At 67.4% G+C, this 23782-nt stretch carries 20 protein-coding genes and 1 pseudogene; 14 read left to right on the forward strand and 7 right to left on the reverse strand.

Translation table 11 applies throughout. From position 1 onward, the window contains the following. Positions 1-230 precede the first annotated feature (230 nt). Together VXD91_RS21445 and VXD91_RS21450 are read left to right on the forward strand one after the other, a co-directional pair. Positions 231-1340 (forward strand): IS110 family transposase, encoded by a 1110-nt coding sequence (locus tag VXD91_RS21445; protein ID WP_095795396.1) that lies wholly within the window; start codon positions 231-233, stop codon positions 1338-1340. 13 nt (positions 1341-1353) lie between these two features. Then, positions 1354-1539: pseudogene (locus VXD91_RS21450) on the forward strand (integrase core domain-containing protein); the annotation flags it as partial. Between the two features lie 3 nt (positions 1540-1542). Here VXD91_RS21450 and VXD91_RS21455 read toward each other — a convergent pair. Next, positions 1543-1782: a hypothetical protein gene (locus tag VXD91_RS21455; protein ID WP_226519431.1), complete on the reverse strand. Its 240-nt coding sequence runs from the start codon at positions 1780-1782 to the stop codon at positions 1543-1545. Between the two features lie 27 nt (positions 1783-1809). Then, complete coding sequence (locus VXD91_RS21460) at positions 1810-3207, reverse strand: L-serine ammonia-lyase (protein WP_226519430.1); 1398 nt, start codon at positions 3205-3207, stop codon at positions 1810-1812. 164 nt (positions 3208-3371) lie between these two features. On the opposite strand from VXD91_RS21460, the gene VXD91_RS21465 reads away from it, so the two are divergent. From VXD91_RS21465 to VXD91_RS21475, 3 genes are read left to right on the forward strand one after another with little or no spacing between them, the layout of a single operon-like run. Then, positions 3372-5420, forward strand: a complete 2049-nt coding sequence (locus VXD91_RS21465) for an NADH:flavin oxidoreductase (protein ID WP_346416345.1) — start codon at positions 3372-3374, stop codon at positions 5418-5420. A gap of 46 nt (positions 5421-5466) precedes the next feature. Next, complete coding sequence (locus VXD91_RS21470; protein ID WP_346416346.1) at positions 5467-6552, forward strand: S-(hydroxymethyl)mycothiol dehydrogenase; 1086 nt, start codon at positions 5467-5469, stop codon at positions 6550-6552. Continuing rightward, positions 6549-7181, forward strand: coding sequence for an MBL fold metallo-hydrolase (locus tag VXD91_RS21475; protein WP_318986452.1), 633 nt, complete (start codon positions 6549-6551; stop codon positions 7179-7181). The genes VXD91_RS21470 and VXD91_RS21475 overlap by 4 nt, the downstream gene beginning before the upstream one ends. A gap of 79 nt (positions 7182-7260) precedes the next feature. Here the strand turns inward: VXD91_RS21475 and VXD91_RS21480 are convergent, their stop codons facing one another. Genes VXD91_RS21480 through glyA form a run of 5 tightly spaced genes read right to left on the reverse strand, consistent with a single transcriptional unit; the run spans position 7261 to position 13529 of the window. Beyond that, positions 7261-7845 (reverse strand): sarcosine oxidase subunit gamma family protein, encoded by a 585-nt coding sequence (locus VXD91_RS21480; protein ID WP_318986453.1) that lies wholly within the window; start codon positions 7843-7845, stop codon positions 7261-7263. Beyond that, positions 7838-10687 carry a 2Fe-2S iron-sulfur cluster-binding protein gene (locus VXD91_RS21485; protein ID WP_318986454.1) on the reverse strand — a complete coding sequence of 950 codons (2850 nt, stop codon included), beginning with the start codon at positions 10685-10687 and terminating at the stop codon, positions 7838-7840. The genes VXD91_RS21480 and VXD91_RS21485 overlap by 8 nt, the downstream gene beginning before the upstream one ends. Further along, on the reverse strand, positions 10687-10962 hold the full coding sequence (locus VXD91_RS21490) for a sarcosine oxidase subunit delta (RefSeq protein WP_212806877.1): 276 nt from the start codon (positions 10960-10962) through the stop codon (positions 10687-10689). The genes VXD91_RS21485 and VXD91_RS21490 overlap by 1 nt, the downstream gene beginning before the upstream one ends. A gap of 15 nt (positions 10963-10977) precedes the next feature. Continuing rightward, positions 10978-12216 carry a sarcosine oxidase subunit beta family protein gene (locus VXD91_RS21495; RefSeq protein WP_020101505.1) on the reverse strand — a complete coding sequence of 413 codons (1239 nt, stop codon included), beginning with the start codon at positions 12214-12216 and terminating at the stop codon, positions 10978-10980. Continuing rightward, positions 12213-13529 carry a serine hydroxymethyltransferase gene (gene glyA / locus VXD91_RS21500; RefSeq protein ID WP_318986455.1) on the reverse strand — a complete coding sequence of 439 codons (1317 nt, stop codon included), beginning with the start codon at positions 13527-13529 and terminating at the stop codon, positions 12213-12215. Before glyA ends, VXD91_RS21495 begins: the two co-directional genes overlap by 4 nt. Before the next feature lie 117 nt (positions 13530-13646). On the opposite strand from glyA, the gene VXD91_RS21505 reads away from it, so the two are divergent. The 9 genes from VXD91_RS21505 to VXD91_RS21545 all read left to right on the forward strand — a co-directional run bounded on the left by VXD91_RS21505 (position 13647) and on the right by VXD91_RS21545 (position 23490). After that, positions 13647-14342 (forward strand): GntR family transcriptional regulator, encoded by a 696-nt coding sequence (locus tag VXD91_RS21505; RefSeq protein WP_318986456.1) that lies wholly within the window; start codon positions 13647-13649, stop codon positions 14340-14342. A gap of 184 nt (positions 14343-14526) precedes the next feature. Next, on the forward strand, positions 14527-15156 hold the full coding sequence (locus VXD91_RS21510; RefSeq protein ID WP_318986519.1) for a GntR family transcriptional regulator: 630 nt from the start codon (positions 14527-14529) through the stop codon (positions 15154-15156). Between the two features lie 51 nt (positions 15157-15207). Beyond that, complete coding sequence (locus tag VXD91_RS21515) at positions 15208-15990, forward strand: IclR family transcriptional regulator (RefSeq protein ID WP_318986457.1); 783 nt, start codon at positions 15208-15210, stop codon at positions 15988-15990. A 356-nt stretch (positions 15991-16346) separates the two neighbouring features. Next, on the forward strand, positions 16347-16703 hold the full coding sequence (locus tag VXD91_RS21520) for a bifunctional 3-phenylpropionate/cinnamic acid dioxygenase ferredoxin subunit (RefSeq protein ID WP_318986458.1): 357 nt from the start codon (positions 16347-16349) through the stop codon (positions 16701-16703). Beyond that, on the forward strand, positions 16703-17902 hold the full coding sequence (locus tag VXD91_RS21525; protein ID WP_318986459.1) for an FAD-dependent oxidoreductase: 1200 nt from the start codon (positions 16703-16705) through the stop codon (positions 17900-17902). Before VXD91_RS21520 ends, VXD91_RS21525 begins: the two co-directional genes overlap by 1 nt. A 55-nt stretch (positions 17903-17957) precedes the next feature. Beyond that, positions 17958-19085, forward strand: a complete 1128-nt coding sequence (locus VXD91_RS21530) for an aromatic ring-hydroxylating dioxygenase subunit alpha (protein WP_318986460.1) — start codon at positions 17958-17960, stop codon at positions 19083-19085. Positions 19086-19316: 231 nt separating this feature from the next. After that, positions 19317-20681: an MFS transporter gene (locus VXD91_RS21535; RefSeq protein WP_318986461.1), complete on the forward strand. Its 1365-nt coding sequence runs from the start codon at positions 19317-19319 to the stop codon at positions 20679-20681. A gap of 83 nt (positions 20682-20764) precedes the next feature. Next, positions 20765-21559 carry a metallophosphoesterase gene (locus tag VXD91_RS21540; protein ID WP_318986462.1) on the forward strand — a complete coding sequence of 265 codons (795 nt, stop codon included), beginning with the start codon at positions 20765-20767 and terminating at the stop codon, positions 21557-21559. A 23-nt stretch (positions 21560-21582) separates the two neighbouring features. After that, on the forward strand, positions 21583-23490 hold the full coding sequence (locus VXD91_RS21545) for a putative nucleotidyltransferase substrate binding domain-containing protein (RefSeq protein WP_318986463.1): 1908 nt from the start codon (positions 21583-21585) through the stop codon (positions 23488-23490). Positions 23491-23782 lie beyond the last annotated feature (292 nt).

Genomic DNA, 23782 nt, shown 5'->3' on the forward strand with positions numbered 1-23782 from the left:
GTGAAGACTTGGACTTGGCGCTGTACCGGCTCGGTCTGACCCCGGCCAAGGTATGACCACGGTGTCCTGCGTTCGATTTGTCGACCGGGCCGGTGCAGTGTCGCGGCGCGCACCGGCCAGACGGATCTGACCTGATAGGAGCTTGGACTAGAAGCCCCGTCACAGACCTGTCGCTCCGCCCGGCCGGTTCGCCCACCCGTCAGATTGGCCCTAACGGAGGAGCGAATTCCATGATCCCAACAGATGCCGAGACTGTCATCGGTGGCGTCGATACCCACAAACACACGCATTACGCAGCGGTCATCGACCAGCGCGGACGACTGCTTGGCCACCAGCAGTTCCCGGCGACCGACACCGGATATCAGGCACTGTTGACCTGGATGCGCACGCACGGACCGCTCGAAGCCATTGGCGTGGAAAGCACCGGATCGTTCGGGGCAACACTGACCCGCGCCCTAACGGCCGCCGGCGAACACGTCATCGAGGTCAATCGCCCCAACCGCATCGCACGACGAATGGACGGCAAGTCCGACCGTCTCGACGCCGAACAGATCGCCCGCGCCGTGCTCGGCCAAACCTCCACCGCCACACCAAAGTCCAAGTCCGGCATGGTCGAAGTGATCCGCACCCTGCGCGTCACCCGCAGCAGCGCCGTCAAGGCACGAACCCAAACCTTCAACACCTTGTTTGGGATCATGATTGGCGCCCCATCACCGCTACGCGACGAACTCGTCGCACTGACCAAGCGGACACTGATCAACCGCTGCCTCGGACTGCGGCCCGAGACCACCGACTTCGCCCAACTTCGCGCGCACCCCGAACGACTCCTGATGGCCAGCATCAAGACTTCCCTTCGCGACCTCGCCCGCAGATGGAAAGCGTTAGACAGCGAGATCAAAACCCTCAACCAACAGATCTCGGTAGTCGTCCACGCCACCGCACCTGACCTGGTCAAACTCTTCGGCGTCGGGGTCGAGCTGGCCGGTCAGTTCCTCGTCACCGCTGGGGACAACCCCGAACGGATCCGCAACGAGAAAGCCTTCGCAAAACTCTGTGGCGTGGCCCCACAGCCCGCCAGCAGCGGACGAACCACCGGCCGCCATCGCCTCTGCCGCAGCGGCGACCGCCAAGCCAACAGTGCCCTCTACATCGTCACTATCGTGCGACTACGCCATCACGAGCCGACCCGCGCTTACGTCGAACGACGTACCAACGAAGGACTCAGCAAAAGAGAGATCATCCGGTGCCTCAAGCGCTACATCGCCCGGGAGATCTACGCCAACCTCCCACGAGCACAAGACAACTCACTGACCCCAAACAGCCAACCCGCCGCGGCTTGACAAACATAGGAGCATCGAACGATTCCACCGCACCCTGGCCGACGAATGGGCCTACGCACGCCTCTATACCAACGACGCCGAGCGCTGCGCCGAATACCCACGCTGGCTCCACACCTACAATCACCACCGCGGCCACACCGCACTCGGAGGCCACCCACCCGCCAGTCGCGTGCCTAACCTCTCAGGTCAGTACACCTAGCGACTACCCGGTGCGCGGCATGTGGTCGCGATAGTCGACGGCCTGGTGGACGAGCGTCAGATCGGCGTCCTCGAGCGGGAACTGGTGTGCGCGGACCGCGTCGAGGACGGCGTCGAAGCGGCGCATCACCCGGGGTGTGGTGATCCCGAATTGCGCCAGGGACGCGTCGTTGGATGGTTCCGCACCCGGCGCGCAGCGCAGCACGAAGGTGAGGATGCCGCGGTCGTACCAATCAAGGTGCATCGTTGTCTCCCTCTCCTGCAGCAACATTCAGCATTCGACGTAGTTCACCGGCACGTTGACCGCGAGGCCGCCCATCGAGGTCTCCTTGTATTTGGAGTGCATGTCGGCGCCGGTGGTCCGCATGGTCTCGATGACCTGATCCAGCGAGACGTAGTGGGCCCCGTCGCCCCTTAGTGCCATGCGCGCCGCGTTGATGGCCTTGCCTGCCGAGATCGCGTTGCGCTCGATGCACGGGACCTGCACGAGCCCCTGGATGGGGTCGCAGGTGAGTCCGAGGCTGTGCTCCATCGCGATCTCGGCGGCGTTCTCGACCTGTTCCGGTGTGCCGCCCAGGATTTCGGCCAGTGCACCGGCAGCCATCGACGCCGCCGACCCGACCTCGCCCTGGCAGCCGACCTCCGCGCCGGAGATGGACGCGCGCTCCTTGTAGAGCGAACCGATGGCTCCCGCCGTGAGGAGGAAACGCACTGCGGTGCCGTCGGGATCGTGACGGCCGGCCCGCGTGTAGTGCACGGCGTAGTGCATCACCGCGGGCACGATGCCGGCGGCGCCGTTGGTGGGCGCGGTGACGACCCGGCCGCCGGACGCGTTCTCCTCGTTGACGGCCAGCGCGACGAGATTGACCCAGTCCTCGGCGAATTCGGGCTGCTTGTTCCAGTCCTCGGCATTGAGCCGCTCGAACCAGTCCCGGGCGCGGCGGCGCACACGCATGGGCCCGGGGAGGTAGCCGTCGCGCGCGATGCCACGCGCTTCGCACTCGACCATCACGTCGCGGATGTGCAGCAGTCGGGAGCGGACCTCGTCGGCGGTGCGGATCTCGCATTCGACGGCGAGCATGAGATCGCTGATGCGGCAATCGCGTTGGCGGCAGAGCTCCAGCAGTTCCTTGGCGGAGTGGAACGACAGCGCATGCGTCGTGGCGGCCTCGGTGACGGGCTCCAGACTTTCGGCCTCGGTGACGACGAACCCGCCGCCGATGGAGAAGTAGGTCTGCACGTGCAACTCGGCGCCGTGCGCGTCGAGCGCGGTGAGCGTCATGCCGTTGGGGTGGAACGGCCGGACGGTCAACGGGCGCAGGACCATATCGGCCTCGGTGAGCGCGATCGGGCGCAGGCCGCCCAGCATGATGTGGCCGCTGGCCCGCATCTCCTCGACGCGCCGTTCCATGACGTCGGTCCGGATCTCATCGGGGCGGTTGCCCTCGAGTCCGAGCAGGATGGCCGTCATGGTGCCGTGGCCGGCACCGGTGGCGGCCAACGAGCCGTAGAGATCGACGCGGACTGCCGCGACCCCGGTGGCACCGCCGAAGGCGTCGAGGGTGTGCAGATCGTCGACGAATCGGGCGGCGGCCCGCATCGGTCCGACGGTGTGTGAGCTCGACGGACCGATGCCGACGGAGAAGAGGTCGAACACGCTGATGGTCACCTGAAGCTCCCCTTTCGAAGTCCGTAGACGGGCTGATAGACGAGTGATATATTAGTTACGCCACATACGGTAGATCAGCATTAGTACCTGGTCAAGCGGTACTTATGGGGTCGTAAACGGTGTGTGAACCACGTCCGAACCATCGGAAAGAAACGGACTCGCCCATGGCGCATCAGCTCATCGATCCGCTCCTGCAGCCCTTCCGGCTGAAGAACATGACCCTGCGCAATCGCGTGGTGAGCACATCGCACGAGCCGTCGTACACCGAAGATGGCATGCCCAAGCGCCGCTACCGGCTGTACCACGAGGAGAAGGCCAAGGGCGGCATCTCGCTGACCATGATGGGCGGCTCCGCGGTCGTCGCGCCCGACAGCCCCTCTGCCTTCGGCAATCTGCACGTCTACAAGGACGAGATCGTGCCCTGGCTCAGCGAGCTGGCGTACGGCGTCCACGAACACGGCGCCGCCGTCATGTGCCAGATCACGCACCTGGGCCGGCGCACCAGCAACTACGACGGCGACTGGCTGCCCGTGGTGTATCCGTCGGCCATCCGTGAACCCGCCCACCGGTCCTTCCCCAAGGTGGCCGAGGAATGGGACATGGACCGCATCGTCAAGGCCTACGCCGACGCCACCGCGCGGTGCCGCGCGGCCGGTCTGGACGGCATCGAACTCGAGGCCTACACCCATCTGCTCGACGCCTTCTGGTCGCCGCTCACCAACCACCGCGACGACGAGTACGGCATGGGCAGCATGGAGGACCGACTTCGCTTCCCGCTCAGGGTGATTCGCGCGGTCCGCGAGGCCGCCGGACCGGACTTCGCGGTCGGCATCCGGATGTCACTCGACGAGGACCTGCCCGGCGGGCTGCGGTACGAGGACGGCATCGAGATCGCCAAGCGCCTGGTACCCGAGGGCATCGACTTCATCAGCGTGATCAAGGGCTACATGGCCAGTGACGAGGCGCTGTCGCGCGTCATCCCGCCGATGGGGACCCCGGTCGCGCCGCACCTGTCGTTCGCCGGGCAGGTCAAGAAGGAACTCGGCATCCCGGTCATGCATGCCTCCCGCATCAACGATGTCGCCACCGCCCGGCACGCGATCCGCGACGGTCTGCTCGACCTCGTCGGCATGACGCGTGCGCACATCGCCGACCCGCACATCGTCGCGAAAATCCAAGCCGGCGAGGAGGATCGGATTCGCCCCTGTGTCGGCGCGACCTACTGCCTCGACGAGATTTACCAGAACCGCGACGCCAAGTGCGTGCACAATCCCTCCACCGGCCGCGAAGACCGGCTGCCGCACCGCATCGACAAGGCGTCCGGGCCGGCGCGGACGGCGGTGGTCATCGGAGCCGGGCCGGCCGGTCTGGAAGCCGCCCGCGTGCTCGGTGAGAGGGGTCACCGCGTCGTGGTCTTCGAGGCCTCCGACCTGCCTGGCGGGCAGGTGCGGATCGCGTCGTCGTCACCGCGCCGGCGCGATCTGATCAGCATCATCGAGTGGCGGCTGGACGAATGCAAGCTGCTCGGCGTCGACATCCGCACCAATCGCTACGTCGACGTCGACGAGGTGCTGGCCGAGAACCCCGACATCGTCGTGGTCGCCACGGGTGGCGTGCCGAACACCGAATTCCTCACCGAGGGCGCCAATCTCGTCACTGATGGCTGGGACGTGCTGTGCGGCGCGGTGCATCCGCGCGGTGAGGTCATGCTGTACGACGACAACGGCGGCCATCCCGGATTGGACGCCGCCGAGGTGCTGGCCCGGACCGGTGTCGACCTCGAGTTCGTCACCCCCGAGCGGACATTGGCGCCCGACGTCGGCGGCGTGAACTACCCCGGCTACTTCAAGGTGTTCGCCGAGCACGACGTGCGCGTCACGCTCAACGAGCGCCTGACCGGGGTGCGCCGCAAGGACGGTCGGCTGGAAGTGGACCTCTACAACGAATACGCCCACGCCACGCGGCAGCGCATGGTCGACCACGTCGTCGTCGAACACGGCACGCTGCCGTCCGACGAGTTGTACTTCGGCCTGATCCCCGGCTCGACCAACCTCGGCGAAGTCGACCAGCAGGCGCTGCTCAACCTGCAGCCGCAGAACGTCGTGCGCAACGCCGATGGCGGCTACCAGCTGTTCCGCATCGGTGACGCCGTCGCCAGTCGCAACATCCACGCCGCGATCTACGACGCCTTCCGGCTCTGCCTCGTTCTCTGATCACCACCATCCCCTGAAACGTCCCTGACAAACAAGGAGTATCGCTATGCCGCAACAAGTTCGAGGTGTCATCGCCCGCGCCAAGGGAGCCCCGGTCGAGGTCACCACGATCGTGATCCCGGACCCCGGTCCCCGCGAAGTGGTGGTGAACATCCAGGCGTGCGGCGTCTGCCACACGGACCTGACCTACCGCGAGGGCGGCATCAACGACGAGTACCCGTTCCTGCTCGGCCATGAGGCCGCCGGCATCGTCGAAGAGGTCGGCCCCGGCGTCGAATCGGTGGCGGTCGGCGACTTCGTGATCCTCAACTGGCGTGCGGTGTGCGGCCAGTGCCGGGCGTGCAAGCGCGGCCGTCCGCAGTACTGCTTCGACACGTTCAACGCCACCCAGAAGATGACGCTGGAGGACGGCACCGAGCTGACCCCGGCGCTGGGCATCGGGGCGTTCGCCGACAAGACGCTGGTCCACGCGGGTCAGTGCACCAAGGTCGACGCCAATGCCGACCCGGCGGTGGTCGGGCTGCTGGGCTGCGGCGTGATGGCCGGCCTCGGCGCGGCCGTCAACACCGGCAACGTGTCCCGTGGCGACTCGGTGGCCGTGATCGGCTGCGGTGGCGTCGGCGACGCCGCCATCATGGGCTCCCGCCTCGCCGGCGCGGGCAAGATCATCGCGGTCGACCGGGACCCGCGAAAGCTGGAGTGGGCCAAGGAACTCGGTGCCACCCACACCATCAACGCCGCCGAAGTGGACACCGTCGAGGCGGTGCAGGAGCTCACCGGCGGGTTCGGTGCCGACGTCGTGATCGACGCCGTAGGTCGCCCCGAAACCTGGAAGCAGGCGTTCTACGCGCGTGATCTCGCCGGCACCGTCGTCCTCGTCGGTGTGCCCACCCCGGACATGACGCTGGAGATGCCGCTGGTCGACTTCTTCTCCCGCGGCGGATCGCTGAAGTCCTCCTGGTACGGCGACTGCCTGCCTGAGCGCGACTTCCCGATGCTGGTCGACCTCTACCAGCAGGGTCGAATCCCGTTGGAACGCTTCGTCTCCGAGCGGATCAAGCTCGACGAAGTCGAGGACGCCTTCCACACCATGCACGCCGGCAACGTGCTGCGTTCGGTGGTCGTGCTGTGAGTGGGCAGCTCCGCATCGACCGCGTCGTCACCTCGGGGACCTTCAGCCTCGACGGCGGGACGTGGGACGTCGACAACAACGTGTGGGTGATCGGCGATGACTCGGAGGTGGTCATCGTCGACGCCGCCCACACCGCGCCTCAGATCGTCGACGCCGTCGCCGGCCGCAACGTGGTGGCGGTCGTCGTCACCCACGGGCACAACGACCACGTGACGGTGGCCCCGGAGCTGGCGTACGAGCTGCATGCGCCGATCCTGCTGCACCCCGGCGACGACATGCTTTGGCAGACAAGCCATCCCGACGAGAAGTACTGGAGTCTCGACGCCGGTCAGCGCATCGGTGTCGCGGGCACCGAGATCGAGGTCATCCACACGCCCGGGCACTCGCCGGGGTCGGTGTGCCTGTACCTGCCGGAGGCCGGTGCGCTGTTCTCCGGGGACACCCTGTTCAACGGCGGGCCCGGGGCGACGGGGCGGTCCTACAGCGACTTCCCGACGATCATCGACTCCATCCGGGATTCGATCCTGACACTGCCGGAGGAGACCCGGGTACACACCGGCCACGGCGACCACACCACGGTCGGTGCCGAGGCCCCACACCTGGCGGAGTGGATCGCCCGCGGCCACTGACTTTTGGCGCCGAAAATGAGCTTGTGTTCGAAGAATTCCAGAATCTTCGAACACAAGCTCATTTTCGGCGTTCTGCCCCTTACTCGAATTCCGCCACCGCATCGATCAACCAGTCGGCGAGGTAGCCGGCGAACGACGAGCGGACGATGATCCGGTAGTCGGTGCCCTTGTCGTCCAACGGAATCAGCACGACGGCGGCCAGCGCCAGCATCGTCTGAGCCGCGGCGCCCGGGCCGAAGACCCGCGGGTGCAGGTCCAGTGAGCAGCCCTTGGCCAGCACATCGCGGGCGTGCGCCCCACGCAGCCGCACGATGGTGCGCTGCGCGGACACATCGACGGCAGCACCGCCGGCCGCGGCGACCGCGTCGTGCAGCTCGGCCTCGAGTGCCTCGCCGCCACGCTGCGTCGACGTCACCAGCCACTCCTGCGGACCGAACCAGATCACCGACGAATCGGGACCGGTGACACACGTGCCCGGTGCCGTCGGCAACGCGGTCAGGCCGAGGAGCCGGGCAGCTTCGGCGCCGCCGGCTCCTTCCGGGTCGACCCACAGATCGACCATCGTGGTGAACGGCTCCTCGGTGAGGAGTGCTGCCGGTGCGGTCGCCGCGAACTGGGCGGCCCAGCTCTGCAACGGGCTACGGCGAGTGAGGGTTTCAGCCATCGCGGCGTGCTCCTTCGGGATCGACGAGGACGGAACCGGTGACCTCGACGGTCACCAGGGCACCGTCCACTGGAACGGTGAGGGTGTCTCCGATGCGGGCGTGGCCGCCCTTGACCAACGCCAGGGCGAACGGGCGCCCCAGCTCGGCGCTGCGGTAGCTCGAAGTGACATGGCCGAGCATGGGGACCGGTGGCGGCGGCAACGTGCCGTCGGCCGGGGTCTCGATGATCTGGGCCCCTTCGGGCAACACCGTCCGCGCATCGACCGGCAGCAGTCCGACGAACTGCTTGCGCAGCGGATTGAGGTTCTCGGCGCGCGTGAACGAGCGCTTGCCGACGAAGTCGGGCTTCTTCTTCGAGACCACCCAGTTCATCCCGAGGTCCTGTGGCGTGACGGTGCCGTCGGTGTCCTGCCCGATGATCGGGTAGCCCTTCTCGGCGCGCAGCACGTGCATGGTCTCGGTGCCGTACGGCGTGATGCCGAAGGGTTCGCCGGCCTCGATCAGCCTCTCCCACACCGCCGTTGCGTACCAGCCCATGACGTTGACCTCGTACGCCAGCTCGCCCGAGAAGCTGACCCGGCCGATCCGGACGTGCACGCCGTCGAGCTGGGTGTCGCGCCAGGCCATGAACGGGAAAGCCTCATTGCTGACGTCGACGCCCGGGAACACCGCGCCGATGACGTCCCGCGAGCGCGGGCCGACCACCGGGAACGTGTGCCACTGCTCGGTGACGGAGGTGAGGCGCACCCGCAGGTGCGGCCACTCGGTTTGCAGCCATTCCTCCATCCAGTCCAGGATGCGGGCCGCGCCGCCCGTGGTCGTGAACACCTGGAAGCGGTCGTCGGCCAGGCGCATGACGGTGCCGTCGTCGATCACCATGCCGTCGACGCCGCACATCACGCCGTACCGCAGCATGCCGACCTTGAGCGTGCTCACCAGGTTCGTGTAGAGCAGGTCGAGGAAGGCGCCGGCATCGGGACCCTGGACGTCGATCTTGCCCAGCGTCGAGCCGTCGAGGATGCCGACACCCGTTCGGGCAGCAGCGCATTCGCGCAGCACCGCGGTCTCCATGTCTTCACCGGGCAGCGGGTAGTAACGCGGACGCTTCCACTGGCCGACGTCCTCGAACACCGCGCCGCGGGCCACGTGCCAATCATGCACCGCGGTAACACGTTCCGGGTCGAACATCCGGCCACGGTTGCGACCGGCCAGCGCCGCGAACGCGACCGGCGTGTACGGCGGCCGGAAGGTGGTGACGCCGAGATCCGCGACGGGGACACCGAGCAGTTCGGCGGTGATGCCCGAGGCGACGACGCCAGAGGTCTTGCCCTGGTCGTGCGCGGTGCCGATGGTGGTGTAGCGCTTGATGTGTTCCATCGAGCGCATGCCCGCGCCGACCGCGCGGACCAGGTCCGCCACCGTCGCGTCGCGCTGGACGTCGACGAACTGCGTTGTGCCGTCGGCGTCGGGAACGCGCCACAGTACAGCGGGTGCGCCCGCGGCCCGGATCGAATCCGATTCTCCGGCAAGTGGTTCGGAGGCTGCTGTGAACCCGAGGCCGGCGAGGGCGCGGGTGGCGGCGGCGCGACCGTCGCGCAGGCAACCGGGCAGGCTGAACGTGCCTGCGGCCGAGCCGGCGACGCTCACCTCATCGAGCTCGGCACCCGGAACGAACGCGCCGAGGGCGGCGTCGTACCGGAGGGGCCCGCGCACCTGACTGAACAGGTGGACTGCGGGATTCCAGCCGCCGCTCACCAGCAGCACGTCACACGCCAGTTCGTCGGATGTGCCGTCCGTACCGGTGACGATGGCGGCGCTGACCCGGTTCTCACCGCGGCTGCCACTGACGACCGATCCGGTGCGCAGCTCGATGCCACGGGAATCACACGCCGCGCGCAGATCTGTGGCCACCGCGTCCCGGGCATCGACGATCGCGGTGATCGCCACTCCGGCGTCGTGCAGGTCCAGCGCGGCCTGGTAGGCGCTGTCGTTGGTGGTGAACACGACGGCCCGCTCGCCGACCTTGACGCCGTAGCGGTGCAGGAAGGTGCGGGCGCCGGCGGCCAGCATGATGCCGGGCCGGTCGTTGTCGGTGAACACCACCGGCCGTTCGTGCGCGCCGGCGGCGACGATGACGTGCCTGGCCCGGATCCGCCAGACCCGCTGCCGGCTCACCGCTGCCGGAGCGGCGGCCCCGAGGTGATCGGTACGCCGTTGCAGCGCAAGGACGAAACCGTCGTCGTAGTGGCCGAATGCCGTGGTGCGCTGCAGGTGCAGCACGTCGGGGTAGGTCGCGAGTTCGGCGACCGCGTCGGCAACCCACTGCAGTGCCGGGCGGCCGGCGATGGTGTCGGTGCTGCCCAACAGGGCGCCACCGGCCTCGCTCTGTTCGTCGATCAGCACGACACGGGCACCTGCGCGGGCGGCCGTCAGCGCGGCCGCCAGACCGGCCGGGCCGGCCCCGGCCACCAGGACGTCGGCGTGCACGTGGGTCGAGTCGTAGCGCGCGGGGTCGGCGACGTCGGCGAGCCGGCCCTGTCCTGGGAGGCCGCGCGCGACGAGCCCGTCGTACAGCTCGACGGTGGTGGCGAGCAGCATGGGTTCGGGGAAGGGATATTCGATCTGGACCAGGCCGCCGGTGTCCTCGGCCCACGCCGAGGTGAAGCCGCGGGGCCGGCCCATCTTGATGCTCGAGGTGACGTGATGCACGCCGTTCGCCAGCAGCGCCGACGCGAGGGTGTCACCGGCGTGGCCGGTGTATTCCTGGCCGTTGAAAGTGAAGGTGTGCACCGTATCCCGGTCGATACGGCCGCCGGTTTCGGTGCGCAGTGCGGTGCTCATCAGATTGTCGGCCTCTGCTCGTCGAGTCGGTAGACACGGTCGAATCGGTAGGTTGCGGTGTCGCGGATGGCGTTGAACCAGCGGCGGCAGCCGGCGCTGTGGGTCCAGCGTTCGGCGAACAGCCCCTTGGGATTGGCGCGGAAGAACACGTAGTGCGCCCACTGTTCGTCGGTCAGTGCCTGCGGGTCCTCGGGGTAGGCGACGTGCGCCTGACCGCCGTAATGAAATTCGGTTTCCTCACGTGGCCCGCACCACGGGCAGTCGATGAGTTGCATTGCGGCTCCTGGTTTCTAGTGCGCCACGCCGGCGGCGCCGTGTTCGTCGACCAGGGCTCCGGTGACGAACCGGTCGAGGCTGAAGGGGGCGACGTACTCGTGTTCGCGGCCGGTGGCGATGGTGTCGGCCAGACACCAGCCGATGCCGGGCGTCACCTTGAAACCGCCTGTGCCCCAACCGGCGTTGAGGTACAGGTTGTCGTAGCCGACGCGGCCGACGATCGGTGACGCGTCGGGGCAGACGTCGACGATGCCCGCCCAGGTACGCAGCAGGTGCGCGCGGGCGAAGACCGGGAACAGCTCCACCGCGGCGGCCATCTGGCGTTCGATGATGTGGAACGCGCCGCGCTGGCCGTAGCCGTTGTAGGAGTCGACGCCGGCACCCATCACGAGTTCGCCCTTGTGGGCCTGAGATACGTACACGTGCACGGCATTCGACATCACGATGGTGGGATGCACCGGCTCGAGCAGTTCGGATACCAGCGCCTGCAGCGGGTGGCTCTGCAGCGGCGTGCGGATGCCGAGCATGTCGGTCAACGTCGAGGTGTGCCCGGCCGCGCACAGCGCCACCTGTCCGGCGCCGATGTCGCCGCGCGTGGTGCGCACCCCGGTGACGCGGTCGCCGTCGGTGACGAATCCGGTGACCTCGCAGTTCTGGATGATGTCGATGCCGGCCTCGTCGGCCCGGCGCGCGAAGCCCCAGGCGACGTAGTCGTGCTTGGCGATGCCGGCCCGGGGCTGATAGGTGGCACCCAGCACCGGATAGCGAATGTCACTGGAAATGTTGACGATCGGGCACAGGTCCTTGACCTCTTTGGGTTCCACCCACTCGGCATCGATGCCGTTGAGTTTGTTGGCCTCGACGCGCCGCACGCTGTCGCGGACGTCCTGCAGGCTGTGTGCCAGGTTGAGCACACCGCGCTGGCTGAACAGGATCGGGTAGTCCAGGTCCTCTTCCAGGCCCTCCCACAGTTTCAGGGCGTGCTCGTAGATCCGGGCACTCTCGTCCCACAGGTAGTTGGACCGGATCAGCGTGGTGTTGCGGGCCATGTTGCCGCCGGCGAGCCAGCCGCGTTCCAGCACCGCGACGTTCGTGATGCCGTGGTTCTTGGCGAGGTAGTGCGCGGTCGCCAGGCCGTGTCCGCCGCCGCCGACGATGACGACGTCGTAGGACTTCTTGGGTTCCGGTGTGCGCCAGAGGAATTCCGGATGGTCGGGCAGGTGCGCGCCCGGTGGGGTCGTCGGTGCGGTCACAGCGGGGCCTCCGTGAGGTCGGGGTAGAGCGGGAATCGGTCGGCCAGCGCGTCCACTCGGGTGCGCAGCGCGTCCAGGGCCGCGTCGTCGGCATCGGGTCGCAGCGCGTGGCTGATGACGTCGGCGACTTCGCGGAAGCTGTCCAGATCGAAGCCGCGGGTCGCCAGCGCCGCGGTGCCGATGCGCACGCCCGAACTGACCATCGGCGGTCGCGGGTCGAACGGAACGGCGTTGCGGTTCACGGTGATTCCCACGCGGTGCAGCCGGTCCTCGGCCTGTTTGCCGTCCAGTTCGGACTCGCGCAGGTCGACCAGCACCAGGTGGACGTCGGTGCCGCCGGAGACGACGTTGATGCCGGCCGCGCGGGAATCGTCTTGCAGCAGGCGCTCGGCCAGGATCGCTGCGCCGTCCAGCGTGCGCTGCTGCCGCTCGCGGAATTCGGGCGTGGCCGCGAGTTTGAACGACACGGCCTTGGCGGCGATGACGTGCTCGAGCGGTCCACCCTGCTGACCGGGGAACACCGACGAGTTGAACTTCTTGGCCAGGGCTTGGTCGTTCGTGAGGATGATGCCGCCGCGGGGGCCGCCCAGTGTCTTGTGCGTGGTCGAGGTGACGACGTGGGCGTGTGGCACCGGCGACGGGTGCAGGCCGGCGGCGACCAGGCCGGCGAAATGGGCCATGTCGACCATCAGGTAGGCGCCGACTTCGTCTGCGATGCGCCGGAATTCGGCGAAATCGAGCTGGCGGGGATAGGCCGACCAGCCGGCCAGGATCAGCTTCGGCCGGCGCTCACGGGCGATGCGCTCGACCTCGGCCATGTCGACCCGGTGGTCGCTTTCCCCGACGTGGTAGGCCGCGACGTCGTAGAGCTTGCCCGAGAAGTTGAGCTTCATGCCGTGCGTGAGGTGCCCGCCGTGCGCCAGGTCGAGACCGAGGATGGTGTCGCCGGGGGAGAGCAGCGCCGACATGGCGGCGGCGTTGGCCTGCGCGCCCGAATGTGGTTGCACGTTGGCGTATTCGGCGCCGAAGAGGCTCTTGACGCGGTCGATGGCGAGTTGTTCGGTGACGTCGACGAATTCGCAGCCGCCGTAGTACCGGCGTCCCGGGTAGCCCTCGGCGTACTTGTTGGTCAGCACCGAGCCCTGCGCCTGCATCACGGCGACGGGCGCGAAGTTCTCGCTGGCGATCATCTCCAGCGTGCTCTGTTGCCGGTGCAACTCGGCCGAGATCGCCTGGTGCACATCCGGATCCAGCTCGGCGAGGCTCGCGCTCAGCGTGGGGTTGGTGGCTGTCGGGGCGGTGTCGAGGGTCATGTACACCTTTCTGACATTGCAGTGTGTGCTGGACTAATATATCAGCTGTCGGTTAGATTAAGATCAGCTGGTGGCCGCGTCAAGAGCTGGGCCGCAGACACTTTTGGAGGATTGGCGATGACCCTGACAGAGTTGTCGTTCGGCGATCTCGACAGCACTCAACCCGACACCAGGGCGGCCGCCACCGAGACCAACGCGGACCGCGCCTACGACATCGTCCGCGAACGCCTGGTGATGCTGGACATTCGGCCGGGGGAGCCCATCAACGACGACCACCTCGCGGCTGACCTCGGCTTTGGCCGCACTCCCGTGCGGGAGGCCCTCAAACGTCTCGAGCGTGACCGCCTCGTCGTCGCCTACCCGCGGCGGGGCACGTTCGCCACGGCCGTCGACATGACGGACCTGGCCGACATCTCGGAGATTCGCAAGCTGCTCGAGCCGACGGCGGCCGCCCGGGCCGCCCGCGTCGCGACACCGGAGACCCGCGCCCGGCTGACGGCACTCGCGCGGGCGATCTCCGGGATCGACGACACCGACGATCCCCGTGAGGTGCTGCGGCACGACGTCCATGTGCACCGCGAGATCTACCGGGCCTCGGGCAATCCGCACCTGGAACACATCCTCGTCAGTCTCGACGCGCATGCCACCCGGATCTGGTGCTTGTTCCTGGACCGGCTGCCGGGCGTCGCCGGCCACGTCCGTGAGCACATCGAGCTGCTGGAGGCCATCGTCGCGGGCGACGAGGCCACGGCTTCCGCCCTGACGCTGGCCCATGTCTGCAGCTTCGAGGCGGCGATTCGCGCGTTGCTGTGACGCCCTCCGCGGCGCGCCACCGACCGGCCGCGATCGGGCGGGCCGGACGGCGCAGGTCCTGATATATCATTGACCTGACCAGATCAGATCAGTTGCCGGACGCTGAAGTCGGCAACGTCGGGAAGGCGGGGCGGGCGTGAGCGTTGCCGGTGTGGAACAGCTCGATGACGTTGTCTCCGAGGAGATGTCGTTCGCCGACCGGGCATACCTGGTGATCCGCGACAAGCTCATCATGCTGGATATCCGGCCCAACGAAGCCATCGTGGAAAACGACCTCGCGGCCGAACTCGAGCTGGGCCGGACCCCCGTCCGCGAGGCTCTCAAGCGCCTCGAAGCGGATCGGTTGGTGGTCTCGTTCCCGCGCCGCGGCACTTTCGCCACCGGTGTCGATGTCGCCGACCTTCGGCACATCTCTCAGATTCGGGTCAATCTCGAGCCCGTCGCCGCACGCGCGGCTGCCGAGAACGCCTCGGCCGACGTGCGTGCCGGCCTGCTCGCGCTCGCCGACCGCACCGAAGCGCTCGATGTGCAGAACATCGATCGCGACGAGCTCATGCGGTGGGACCTGCGCGCGCACCGCGCGATCTACCGAGCAGCCGGAAATCCCCATCTCGAGGATGTGCTGGTCCGCTACGACAATCTCGCGACCCGGATCTTCTGCCTGTTCCTCGACCGCCTGCCGACGGTGGCCCGCCACGTGGGCGAGCACGCCGAGCTGTTGCGGACCATCGCCGGTGGCGACGGCGACGCCGCTGCGCAGATGGCGCTCGACCACGTCACCGGGTTCGAGAAGGCGATCCGCGCAATCGTCTAACGTGGCCGACGAACGCGACCACACGCATCACGATGTGGTTATCGTTGCGTAATGAGCAACAACGGCGTTGATTCCGGCAATGGGGGCGTGCAGTCCGTCGACCGCGCGCTCGCTGTCCTGGATCTCCTCGCGCGCCGGGGTGAAGCCGGAGTCACCGAGCTGGCGTCGGACATCGGGGTGCACAAGTCGACGGTCTCGCGCCTGCTCGCGGCGCTCGAGGATCGGGAACTCGTCGAGCAGGCTTTCGAGCGCGGCAAGTACCGGCTCGGCTTCGGCATCCTGCGGCTGGCCAACGCAGTGTCGGGCCGGCTCGACGTCACGCGGCAGGGCCGGGAGATCTGCGAGCGACTGGCGGCCGAGGTCGGCGAGACCGTCAACATCGCGGTGCTGCGATCGGAGTACGCGGTGAACGTGGACCAGGCGCGGGGACCCGCGGCGGTCAGCACGCACAACTGGGTGGGGGAGCTCACGCCGTTGCACGCGACGTCGAGCGGCAAGGTGCTGCTGGCCTTCATGGCTGCCGATGCCCGGCGGGACCTGTTGGCGGCGGCTGGGCTGCAGCGATTCACCGAAGGCACCATCACGTCGATCGAGCGACTGGAAGCGCAGTTGCAGGACGTGCCCCGCAATGGCTACGTGGTGTCGTTGGAGGAGCTCGAGCCCGGGCTCAACGCCGTCGCCGCGCCGATCCGGGATCACCTCGGTGTGGTGATCGCCGCGCTGAGCGTCTCTGGTCCGGCGTATCGGCTCACCGAGGAGCGCGCCCGGGAGATCGCGCCGACCGTGGTCGCGGCGGCCGATGATGTCAGCCGCCGCATGGGCTATCGGCGCTGACTGCGCACGCCCTATCGGCCAATTCGTCGATTCACGCTGCATATCAGATCAACGCGATCTAATATATCAACTGTTCGCCATCGGTGATTCCCGTGCCCGGTGGCGAACCTCAAGTCGATGCCCCCGCAGCGCCGGTGGTGCGAGCGGCATCGGCGCGGCGGAGCTGCCGCACAACCTGGCGTCGACTCGCCGCACATCCGACTGACCTGGGCTTTCAAGCCCGCTTGGGCAGTTGTTCCGGCTGTGTAAACCATCCCGTCCACCCCTTGACACGGATATGTGACTGCGCACACACTGTTGCATAATTCGAATCACGTTGCGTAATACGCGTCGAACTCACCGAGAGGGCACACCCGATGCTTGAGATTTGTCGGCTCTCCGAACTCCCGCCCGGCGAGGCTCGGCGCGTGGCAACCGACCCGCCCATCGCGGTCTTCCACGCCGAGGACGGCGAGGTGTTCGCCATCGACGACACCTGTTCGCACCAGGACGCCTCCCTGGCCGACGGCTGGCTGGAGGGGTGCGACGTCGAGTGCCCGCTGCACGCCTCGCGGTTCAACCTCCGCACCGGAGCGGTCGACGCGCCGCCGGCCAAGCTGCCGGTGCGCACGCACACGGTCGTGATCTCCGACGGCGTCATCCACGTCGAACTGAGCACCGAGAAACCCAACCTGCCGCCCGACATCCGGGCTCGACTGGGCGCGGGGCAGTAATGAAGCACGTCGCGATCGTGGGAGCGTCGCTCGCGGGCCTGTCGGCGGCGCGGGCGCTGCGGGCGCAGGGCTTCGACGGGCGGCTGACGGTCATCGGCGACGAGGCGCAGCGGCCGTACGACCGCCCGCCGCTGTCGAAGGAGTTCCTCGCCGGCACCGTCTCCGAAGCCGACCTCGCGCTGGAATCCGACGACGACGATCTGCAGGCGGACTGGCGACTGGGTGTCGCCGCCGCCAAGCTCGACAGTCGCAGTGGCGCAATCGAACTCGCCGACGGGACGCGCATCGACGCCGACGGCGTGGTGCTCGCGACCGGCTCCCGCGCCCGCCGCTGGCCCGGCTGCGAGGGTATGGCCGGCGTGCACGTCATCCGCACCATCGACGACGCCGTGGCGTTGCGGGCCGAACTGGTGCCGGGCGCTCGGCTGGTTGTCATCGGCGCCGGTTTCATCGGGGCCGAAGTCGCGTCGACGGCCCGCAAGCTGGGCCTGGACGTCACCGTCGTCGAAGCCGCCCGCACGCCGTTGCAGATGCAGCTCGGCGGGTGGCTCGGCGGTGTGGTCGCCGGTGCCCATGCCGCCAACGGAACGACGCTGATCTGCGGTGTCGGTGTGGCCGGACTGGTCGGGCAGGAGCGCGCACTGCGCACCCCGGGCGGTGTGCGGCGGGTGGCCGGCGTCGATCTGGCCGACGGCCGCCATCTGCCGGCCGACATCGTCGTGGTGGGTATCGGCGGCGTGCCCAACATCGACTGGCTGCAGGGCAGCGGACTGGCGCTCGGCAACGGCGTGCTGTGCGGCACACACGGGCAGACGGCCCTGCCGAACGTCGTCGCCGTCGGGGACTGCGCGGCATGGCTCGACGCCGCCACCGACACCCACCACCGGGTCGAACACTGGACCGGTGCGCTGGAGCGTCCTGCCATGGCGGTCGCCGCGCTGCTGGCGGGTGGTCTGGCGCAGGAGTCGACGGTGAAGCCGCCGTACTTCTGGTCGGATCAGTACGGCTCCCGCATTCAGTTCGCCGGCCTGGCCCGTCCCGATGACGAGATCACCATCGAGGAGGGCAGCTGCGAGGAGCGCTGCCTGCTGGCCACGTACCGGCGCGACGGCCGCCTGGTGGCGGTCCTCGGTATCGACCAGCCCCGGCTGTTCACCCGGTGGCGCCGCCAGTTGGTGCCGACGCCCACCACGGTCTGAGCCGAAGTTCTTGCACCCCAACCAAACTCACGACATGACATCGCAAAGGAGTTCGATGACCGCCACCGTGCCGAGCCTGCCGGAAAGCCTCATTTCCACTCTGGCAGGGCATTACTACACCGATCCGGAGGTCTTCGCCCTCGAGCAGGAGAAGATTTTCGAGACCATGTGGTTCTGCGTTGTGCGCGCCGCGGATCTGGACAAGCCGGGTGCGTTCAAGACCGTCCAGGTCGGTCGCGAAAGCGTTCTGGTGACCAGGTCGCGCAAGGGTGACATCAACGCGTTCTTCAACCTGTGCCGGCATCGCGGCGCCCGGCTGTGCACCGAGGACAGCGGCGAGGTCAAGCGCGCGTTCCAATGTCCTTATCACGCATGGACTTACGATCTCGACGGCAAGCTCGTCGCGGCGCCGAACCTGACGAAGATGCCCGACATCGACCGCGTCGAATACGGCCTGCACAAGATCTCGGTCCGGGAGTGGCTCGGCTATGTCTGGGTGTGCCTGGCCGACGAGCCACCGTCGTTCGAGGACACCGTCATGCAGGAGATCGTGGATCGGTTGGGCGATGTCGAGTCGATCGACCATTACACGGTGGGCGATCTGAGCCTCGGTCGCCGCATCGTCTATGACGTCAAGGCGAACTGGAAGCTCATCATCGAGAACTTCATGGAGTGCTACCACTGCGCCACCATCCACCCGGAACTGACCGAGGTGCTGCCGGAGTTCGCGGACGGCTACGCCGCCCAGTACTACGTCGGCCACGGCGCGGAGTTCGGCGAAGACGTCGCCGGCTTCACCATCGATGGCTCAGAGGGTTTCGAGCACATCCCCGGCGTCACCGCGGATCAGGACCGGCGCTACTACGCGATCACGGTACGTCCGCAGGTGTTCGTCAACCTGGTGCCCGATCACGTCATCATCCATCGGATGTTCCCGATGGCGGCGGACCACACCATTGTCGAATGCGACTGGCTGTACCTGCCCGGCGTGGTCGAATCCGGGCGCGACGTGAGCAAGTCGGTAGAGCTGTTCCACCGCGTCAACCAGCAGGACTTCGACGCCTGCGAGCGCTGTCAGCCCGCCATGAGTTCCCGCGTCTATCGCGACGGCGGTGTGCTGGTGCCCAGCGAACACCACCTCGGCGACTTCCATGACTGGCTGCGCAACAAGCTCGCCGACTAGATGCGGGCATTCGGCTCCCGGCAACCGGCCGGGCGCCGAATACTCGCGGAGTCGGCGCGGTGTCCCGGTCCGCCGGGCCGGCTGGAGAGGCGGCCTCGGCGGACCGGGACACCACACCACCCAAAGGCTGTGCAGCGCAGTGCCATCCAGGCCAACGACGTCCGCTATTTCGGAACCCGCGATCAAAGGAGCAGTGATGTCCTGTACACCGATTCCTGAAGAGCACGTGCCATGTCCGTGAGCGAAGGTGCGGCAGCGACATTCTCGGACGACCCGGCCGTGCTGGCGCGCAAGCGCCGGTTCATGGCGCGGATGATCGTCGTGTTGGTCGGCGGCATGTTCCTCGATGGCTACATCCTGGGCAGCATCGGTCCGGTCACGCACACCATCGAGCTGGACCCCCGGTTCACCACCGTCTGGATCGGGCTGGAGGCCGCCTCGGCGATGCTCGGCATTCTCATCGGCTCACCTTTGGGTGGGTGGCTGGCAGACAAGTTCGGCCGTAAGCCGATTCTGTTCTGGGATCTGGCGCTGTTCACGGCCTTTTCGGCTCTGCAGTTCTTCGTCGACGGACCAGAACAGCTTTTCGCCGTTCGTCTGTTGATGGGCCTGGCCGTCGGCATCGAGTACGCGGTCGGCTTGCCGATGCTGGCGGAGTTCGCGCCGACCCATCTCCGCGGCAAACTGTTGGCCCTGACCCTGGTCGCCTGGTACGGCGGTTTCATGATCGCGTTCGTCATCGGCTACTTCATGGACCGGGCCGGTGTGGATTGGCGGGTCACGCTGGGCACTACAACGCTCATCGCAGCCGCGCTGCTGATCGGCCGGATCGGGTTGCCCGAGTCGCCGCGCTGGTTGTGGGCAAAGGGCAGGACCGAGGAGGCGCACGGACTGGTCGTCGGGTATCTGGACACCGCCTACCAGACCGACATGATGAAAGCCACTGCGGGCGGCGCGACGGGCAGTTTCAAGATGCTGTTCTCGCCGGCGGTGTGGCGCTCGACGGTCTTCATGGCCGTGTTCTGGACCTGCGCGGTGACGCCGTACTTCGCCATCGCGACCTTCGCCGACGGCCTGCTGGGCGATATCGGCATGAAGGGCCTCATGCGCGGAGTGGTTCTCTCGGTCGTCGCCTGGTTGGGCGTGATCTTCACGATGTTCATGATCGACCGTTGGGGGCGGCGCAAGATGACCGTTCCGACCCAGTGGATCGCCGGCGGTCTGCTGGTCGCCATCGCCGTCCTCGGCAGCTTCGTGCTTCCGGTGGAGCAGGTCGGTGTGATGTCGATGGTGATGTTGGCGCTGTTCCTGGCGTATTCGTTCGTCAACGCGATGTACACCGCGTTCACTCAAATCTATCCCGCGGAGGTCTTCCCGACCGAGGTCCGGGCGATCGGTACCGGATTCGCGGCGGCGATCAGCCGCCTCGGTGCTGCTGCGGGTCTGTTCCTGATCCCGCTCTCGATGAAGCACCTCGGTTTCACCTGGACCATGGTCTTCGCGGGAATCATCGCCTTCGCCGGCGCGATCGTGTCACAGATCCTGGCTCCGGAGACCAGCGGCAAGTCGCTGAGCGAATTGGACATGAGCCACTGAGCGCACGCCACACAGGCCGGGCCTGGGTCACGCCGCTGCGGACTCGGCCAGGTGCGGCGCGAGGCGGGAGGAAAATCCGGTCCATGACGATGCGGGTGGCCGTGATCGGCGATGTCGGTGGGCACATCGAGGAGCTGCGGCGCGAGCTGCGGTCCCTCGGTGTCTCCGAAACCGGGGTGTTGCCCGACGATCTCGTCGTGATTCAGGTGGGGGATCTGGTGCACCGGGGCCCGGACTCCGAGGGTGTCGTTCGTCTGGTCGACTACTACCTGAACACGTATCCCGGGCAGTGGGTTCAACTTGTGGGCAATCATGAGGCTCTGTATCTGCGGCCGAACAGTTTCCTGTGGGAGGACCGGATCGGTTACCTGGAACAGCGCATCCTGAAGAAGTGGTGGGCCGACGGCAAGCTGCACGCCGCGGTCGCCGTCGAGACCGACGAAGAGGATTTCCTGGTGACGCATGCCGGGGTCACCGAGCAGTTCTGGCGCGAGCACCTCCTCGCCCCCGATACCGCGCGGCAGGCGGCGCGCCGGATCAACAGCCTGGCCCGCACGGGGTGCCCGACGCTGTACGGCGGCGGCGCCATGCTCGGCCCACCGAATCCGATGGCGGGTCCGTTATGGGCCAGCCGCACCGAGGAGGTCGTGCCCGGGTGGGAAGGCACGATGCTCCCGTTCAGTCAGGTGCACGGCCACAGTGGCTCGCACGGTGCGTCCGACCATCCGGCAACCACCTATGATGCGCGACTGCACCATGAGGTGACCCGCTTCCCGGGCGGTCGTCTCATCGGTATCGATCCCGGCCACCTCGTCGAGGCGACCCCGGAGTGGGGCGCCTTCGTCGTCACGACCGGCTCCCGGCCCACCGTCGGGTGAGCGACTCCGGAGAGGACTGCGGCATGTCGACCGAGACCGGGACCGAGGCGGAACTGGCCGAACTCGCCGAACTGCTGGCGCACTGCCCACCGTTCGATGCACTGAGTCCGGCCGAGCGCGCCGGCGCGGTGGCTGCTGCGCAGATCGCGGAGTACCAGCCGGGCGACCTGATTCTGGATGCCTTCGCCACGATGCCGACGAGCATCGGACTGGTGATGTCGGGAGAGATCGATCTCTGGTTCGATCCGGAACGCATCGGTGAGGGGCCTGCCGACAAGTTCACGCGTGGCGCGCCAATCGGATACACCTCCGCACTCGCGGGGCGGCCGGTCGGCCCGCGGATCGAGGCGAAGACCAAGGTCATCGTCGCGAACCTGCCGTCCGGGATCGTCCTTCCCGCGTTCGCGTCCCGCAGCGGCGCGCGTTTCCTGGCCGACGAGATCGCGCACGTGCGCGGGCTCACGGCCGCTCAGCCGCGGTACACACTGCTGTCGGATCTGGTCTACCGCGAACCGCTCGTCGTGCGGGCCGACGAATCGGTGACGGCACTCGCAGCGCGCATGACCGAGCTGGGCCTGCCGTACGCCGCCGTCGACACCGGTACCGGCCACTTCGGCCTGGTGACAGATGAAGCCTTGCGCCGCAAGGTGATCGGGGAAGGTCTGCCGCGGGAGTCGCCCGCGAATGCGGTGATGGACTATCCCGCGATCACGGCACCGGCGAGTATGTCGTCTGCTGACGCCCTGATCATGCTGCTCGATCACGGCGTCTCGTTCCTGCTCGTCACCGGAGACGACGGCCGCCTGAAAGGCGCGGTCGGGGAACGTGATTTCATGCTCGCGCCCACGACCGCCGGTGTCAGCCTGAACGCACAGATCCGGCAGGCCTGCAGCATCGACGGGCTGATCACACATGCGCGCCGGGTTCCGGCGATGCTTGCCGACATCCTGGCGCGCGGGCTGACGGCCGACCGGGTGATCGCCGTCCATTCGGCGCTGATCGCCTCGGTCACCCGTCGCGCGATCTTCCTGGTCTTCGACCACGAGGAATTCAACGATCTGTCGATCGATGCCTTCACCTGGCTCTCACTCGGCAGCATCGGCCGGCGCGAAGCGGTGCCCTCGTCCGACGTCGATGCTGCCGTGACGTTCGCGGATTCGTACGAGGACCAAATCCCGCGCTACCGCGAAGCATTCAGCGTCGTGGGGGAGGTGCTGCAGCTCTGTGGCATCGGCGTCGACGCTCATCATGCGTTCCCGTCGCACCCGGGGTTCTCGCGTACCGATTCGCAGTGGCGAGAGGCGGCGCAGGGCTGGCTCACCAACCCTCAGCAGAATCAGGGCACCATCATGGCTTCGCTCCTGGTGGATGCCCGGCCGATCTTCGGCGACCCGGCGTTGCCCGAGCCCGCGCGCGTCTTCCGCGATTTCAATCGCCATCCCGCGACCGTCGAACTGCTGCTGCAGGATTCGCTCTCGCGCCGAGCGCGCCTGCTCTCGGTGCGGGACCGGATCATCGGGCGTGACGAGAAGTTCGACATCAAAGGCCGCGGCTTGCTGCCGATCGTCAACGTCGCGAGGTGGGCCTCGCTCAGCGTCGGATCCCCGGAGTTGCACACCGTCGACCGGCTCCGCGTTGCTGCCGGGTCGGAGGTGCTCACCGACCGCTCCGCGAGCCGGCTGATCGAAGCGTTCGACGCGCTCCAGCTGCTCCGGCTGGAACACCAGTTGCGCCAGATCGAGGCGGGGCAGCGTCCCGACGACATCATCGACCTCGACGAGATCTCACCCATCGACCGCAGCACGATCGAGCAGACCGTCAAAGAGATCGCCGACGTCCAGCGCCGCATGGGACGCGTCGCGCACATGAATTCCGGTGCCGAACTCGTCAGACGCGGGCAGCCGGGATCGACGCCGAGGAAGGCCAGATGACGTCTCCCGCATGCCGCGCAGCGGGCCGCAAAAAAATGAGTCGGATGAGAATCTCGAAACCCATCATTACTGATCAGCTAGTGATATATTAGTTGGCGACAGGGCCGGGGCGGCCGTAGTCGATGGTCTCGTCGTGGCGGCCCGACTGCCTCCGACGCCCATAGGGAAAGCGAGCCGCGATGCCCAGAGTGAATCGCAGGACCGTCGCGTCCGAAAATCGCATGGGCACAGTGGGTTCCGAGTATGGTCGCCGCCGGATCGCCTGTCGCCTGGGTGATCACCGGTAATCGAG

The organism is Mycobacterium sp. SM3041 (assembly GCF_039668335.1).
GTDB lineage: Bacteria > Actinomycetota > Actinomycetes > Mycobacteriales > Mycobacteriaceae > Mycobacterium.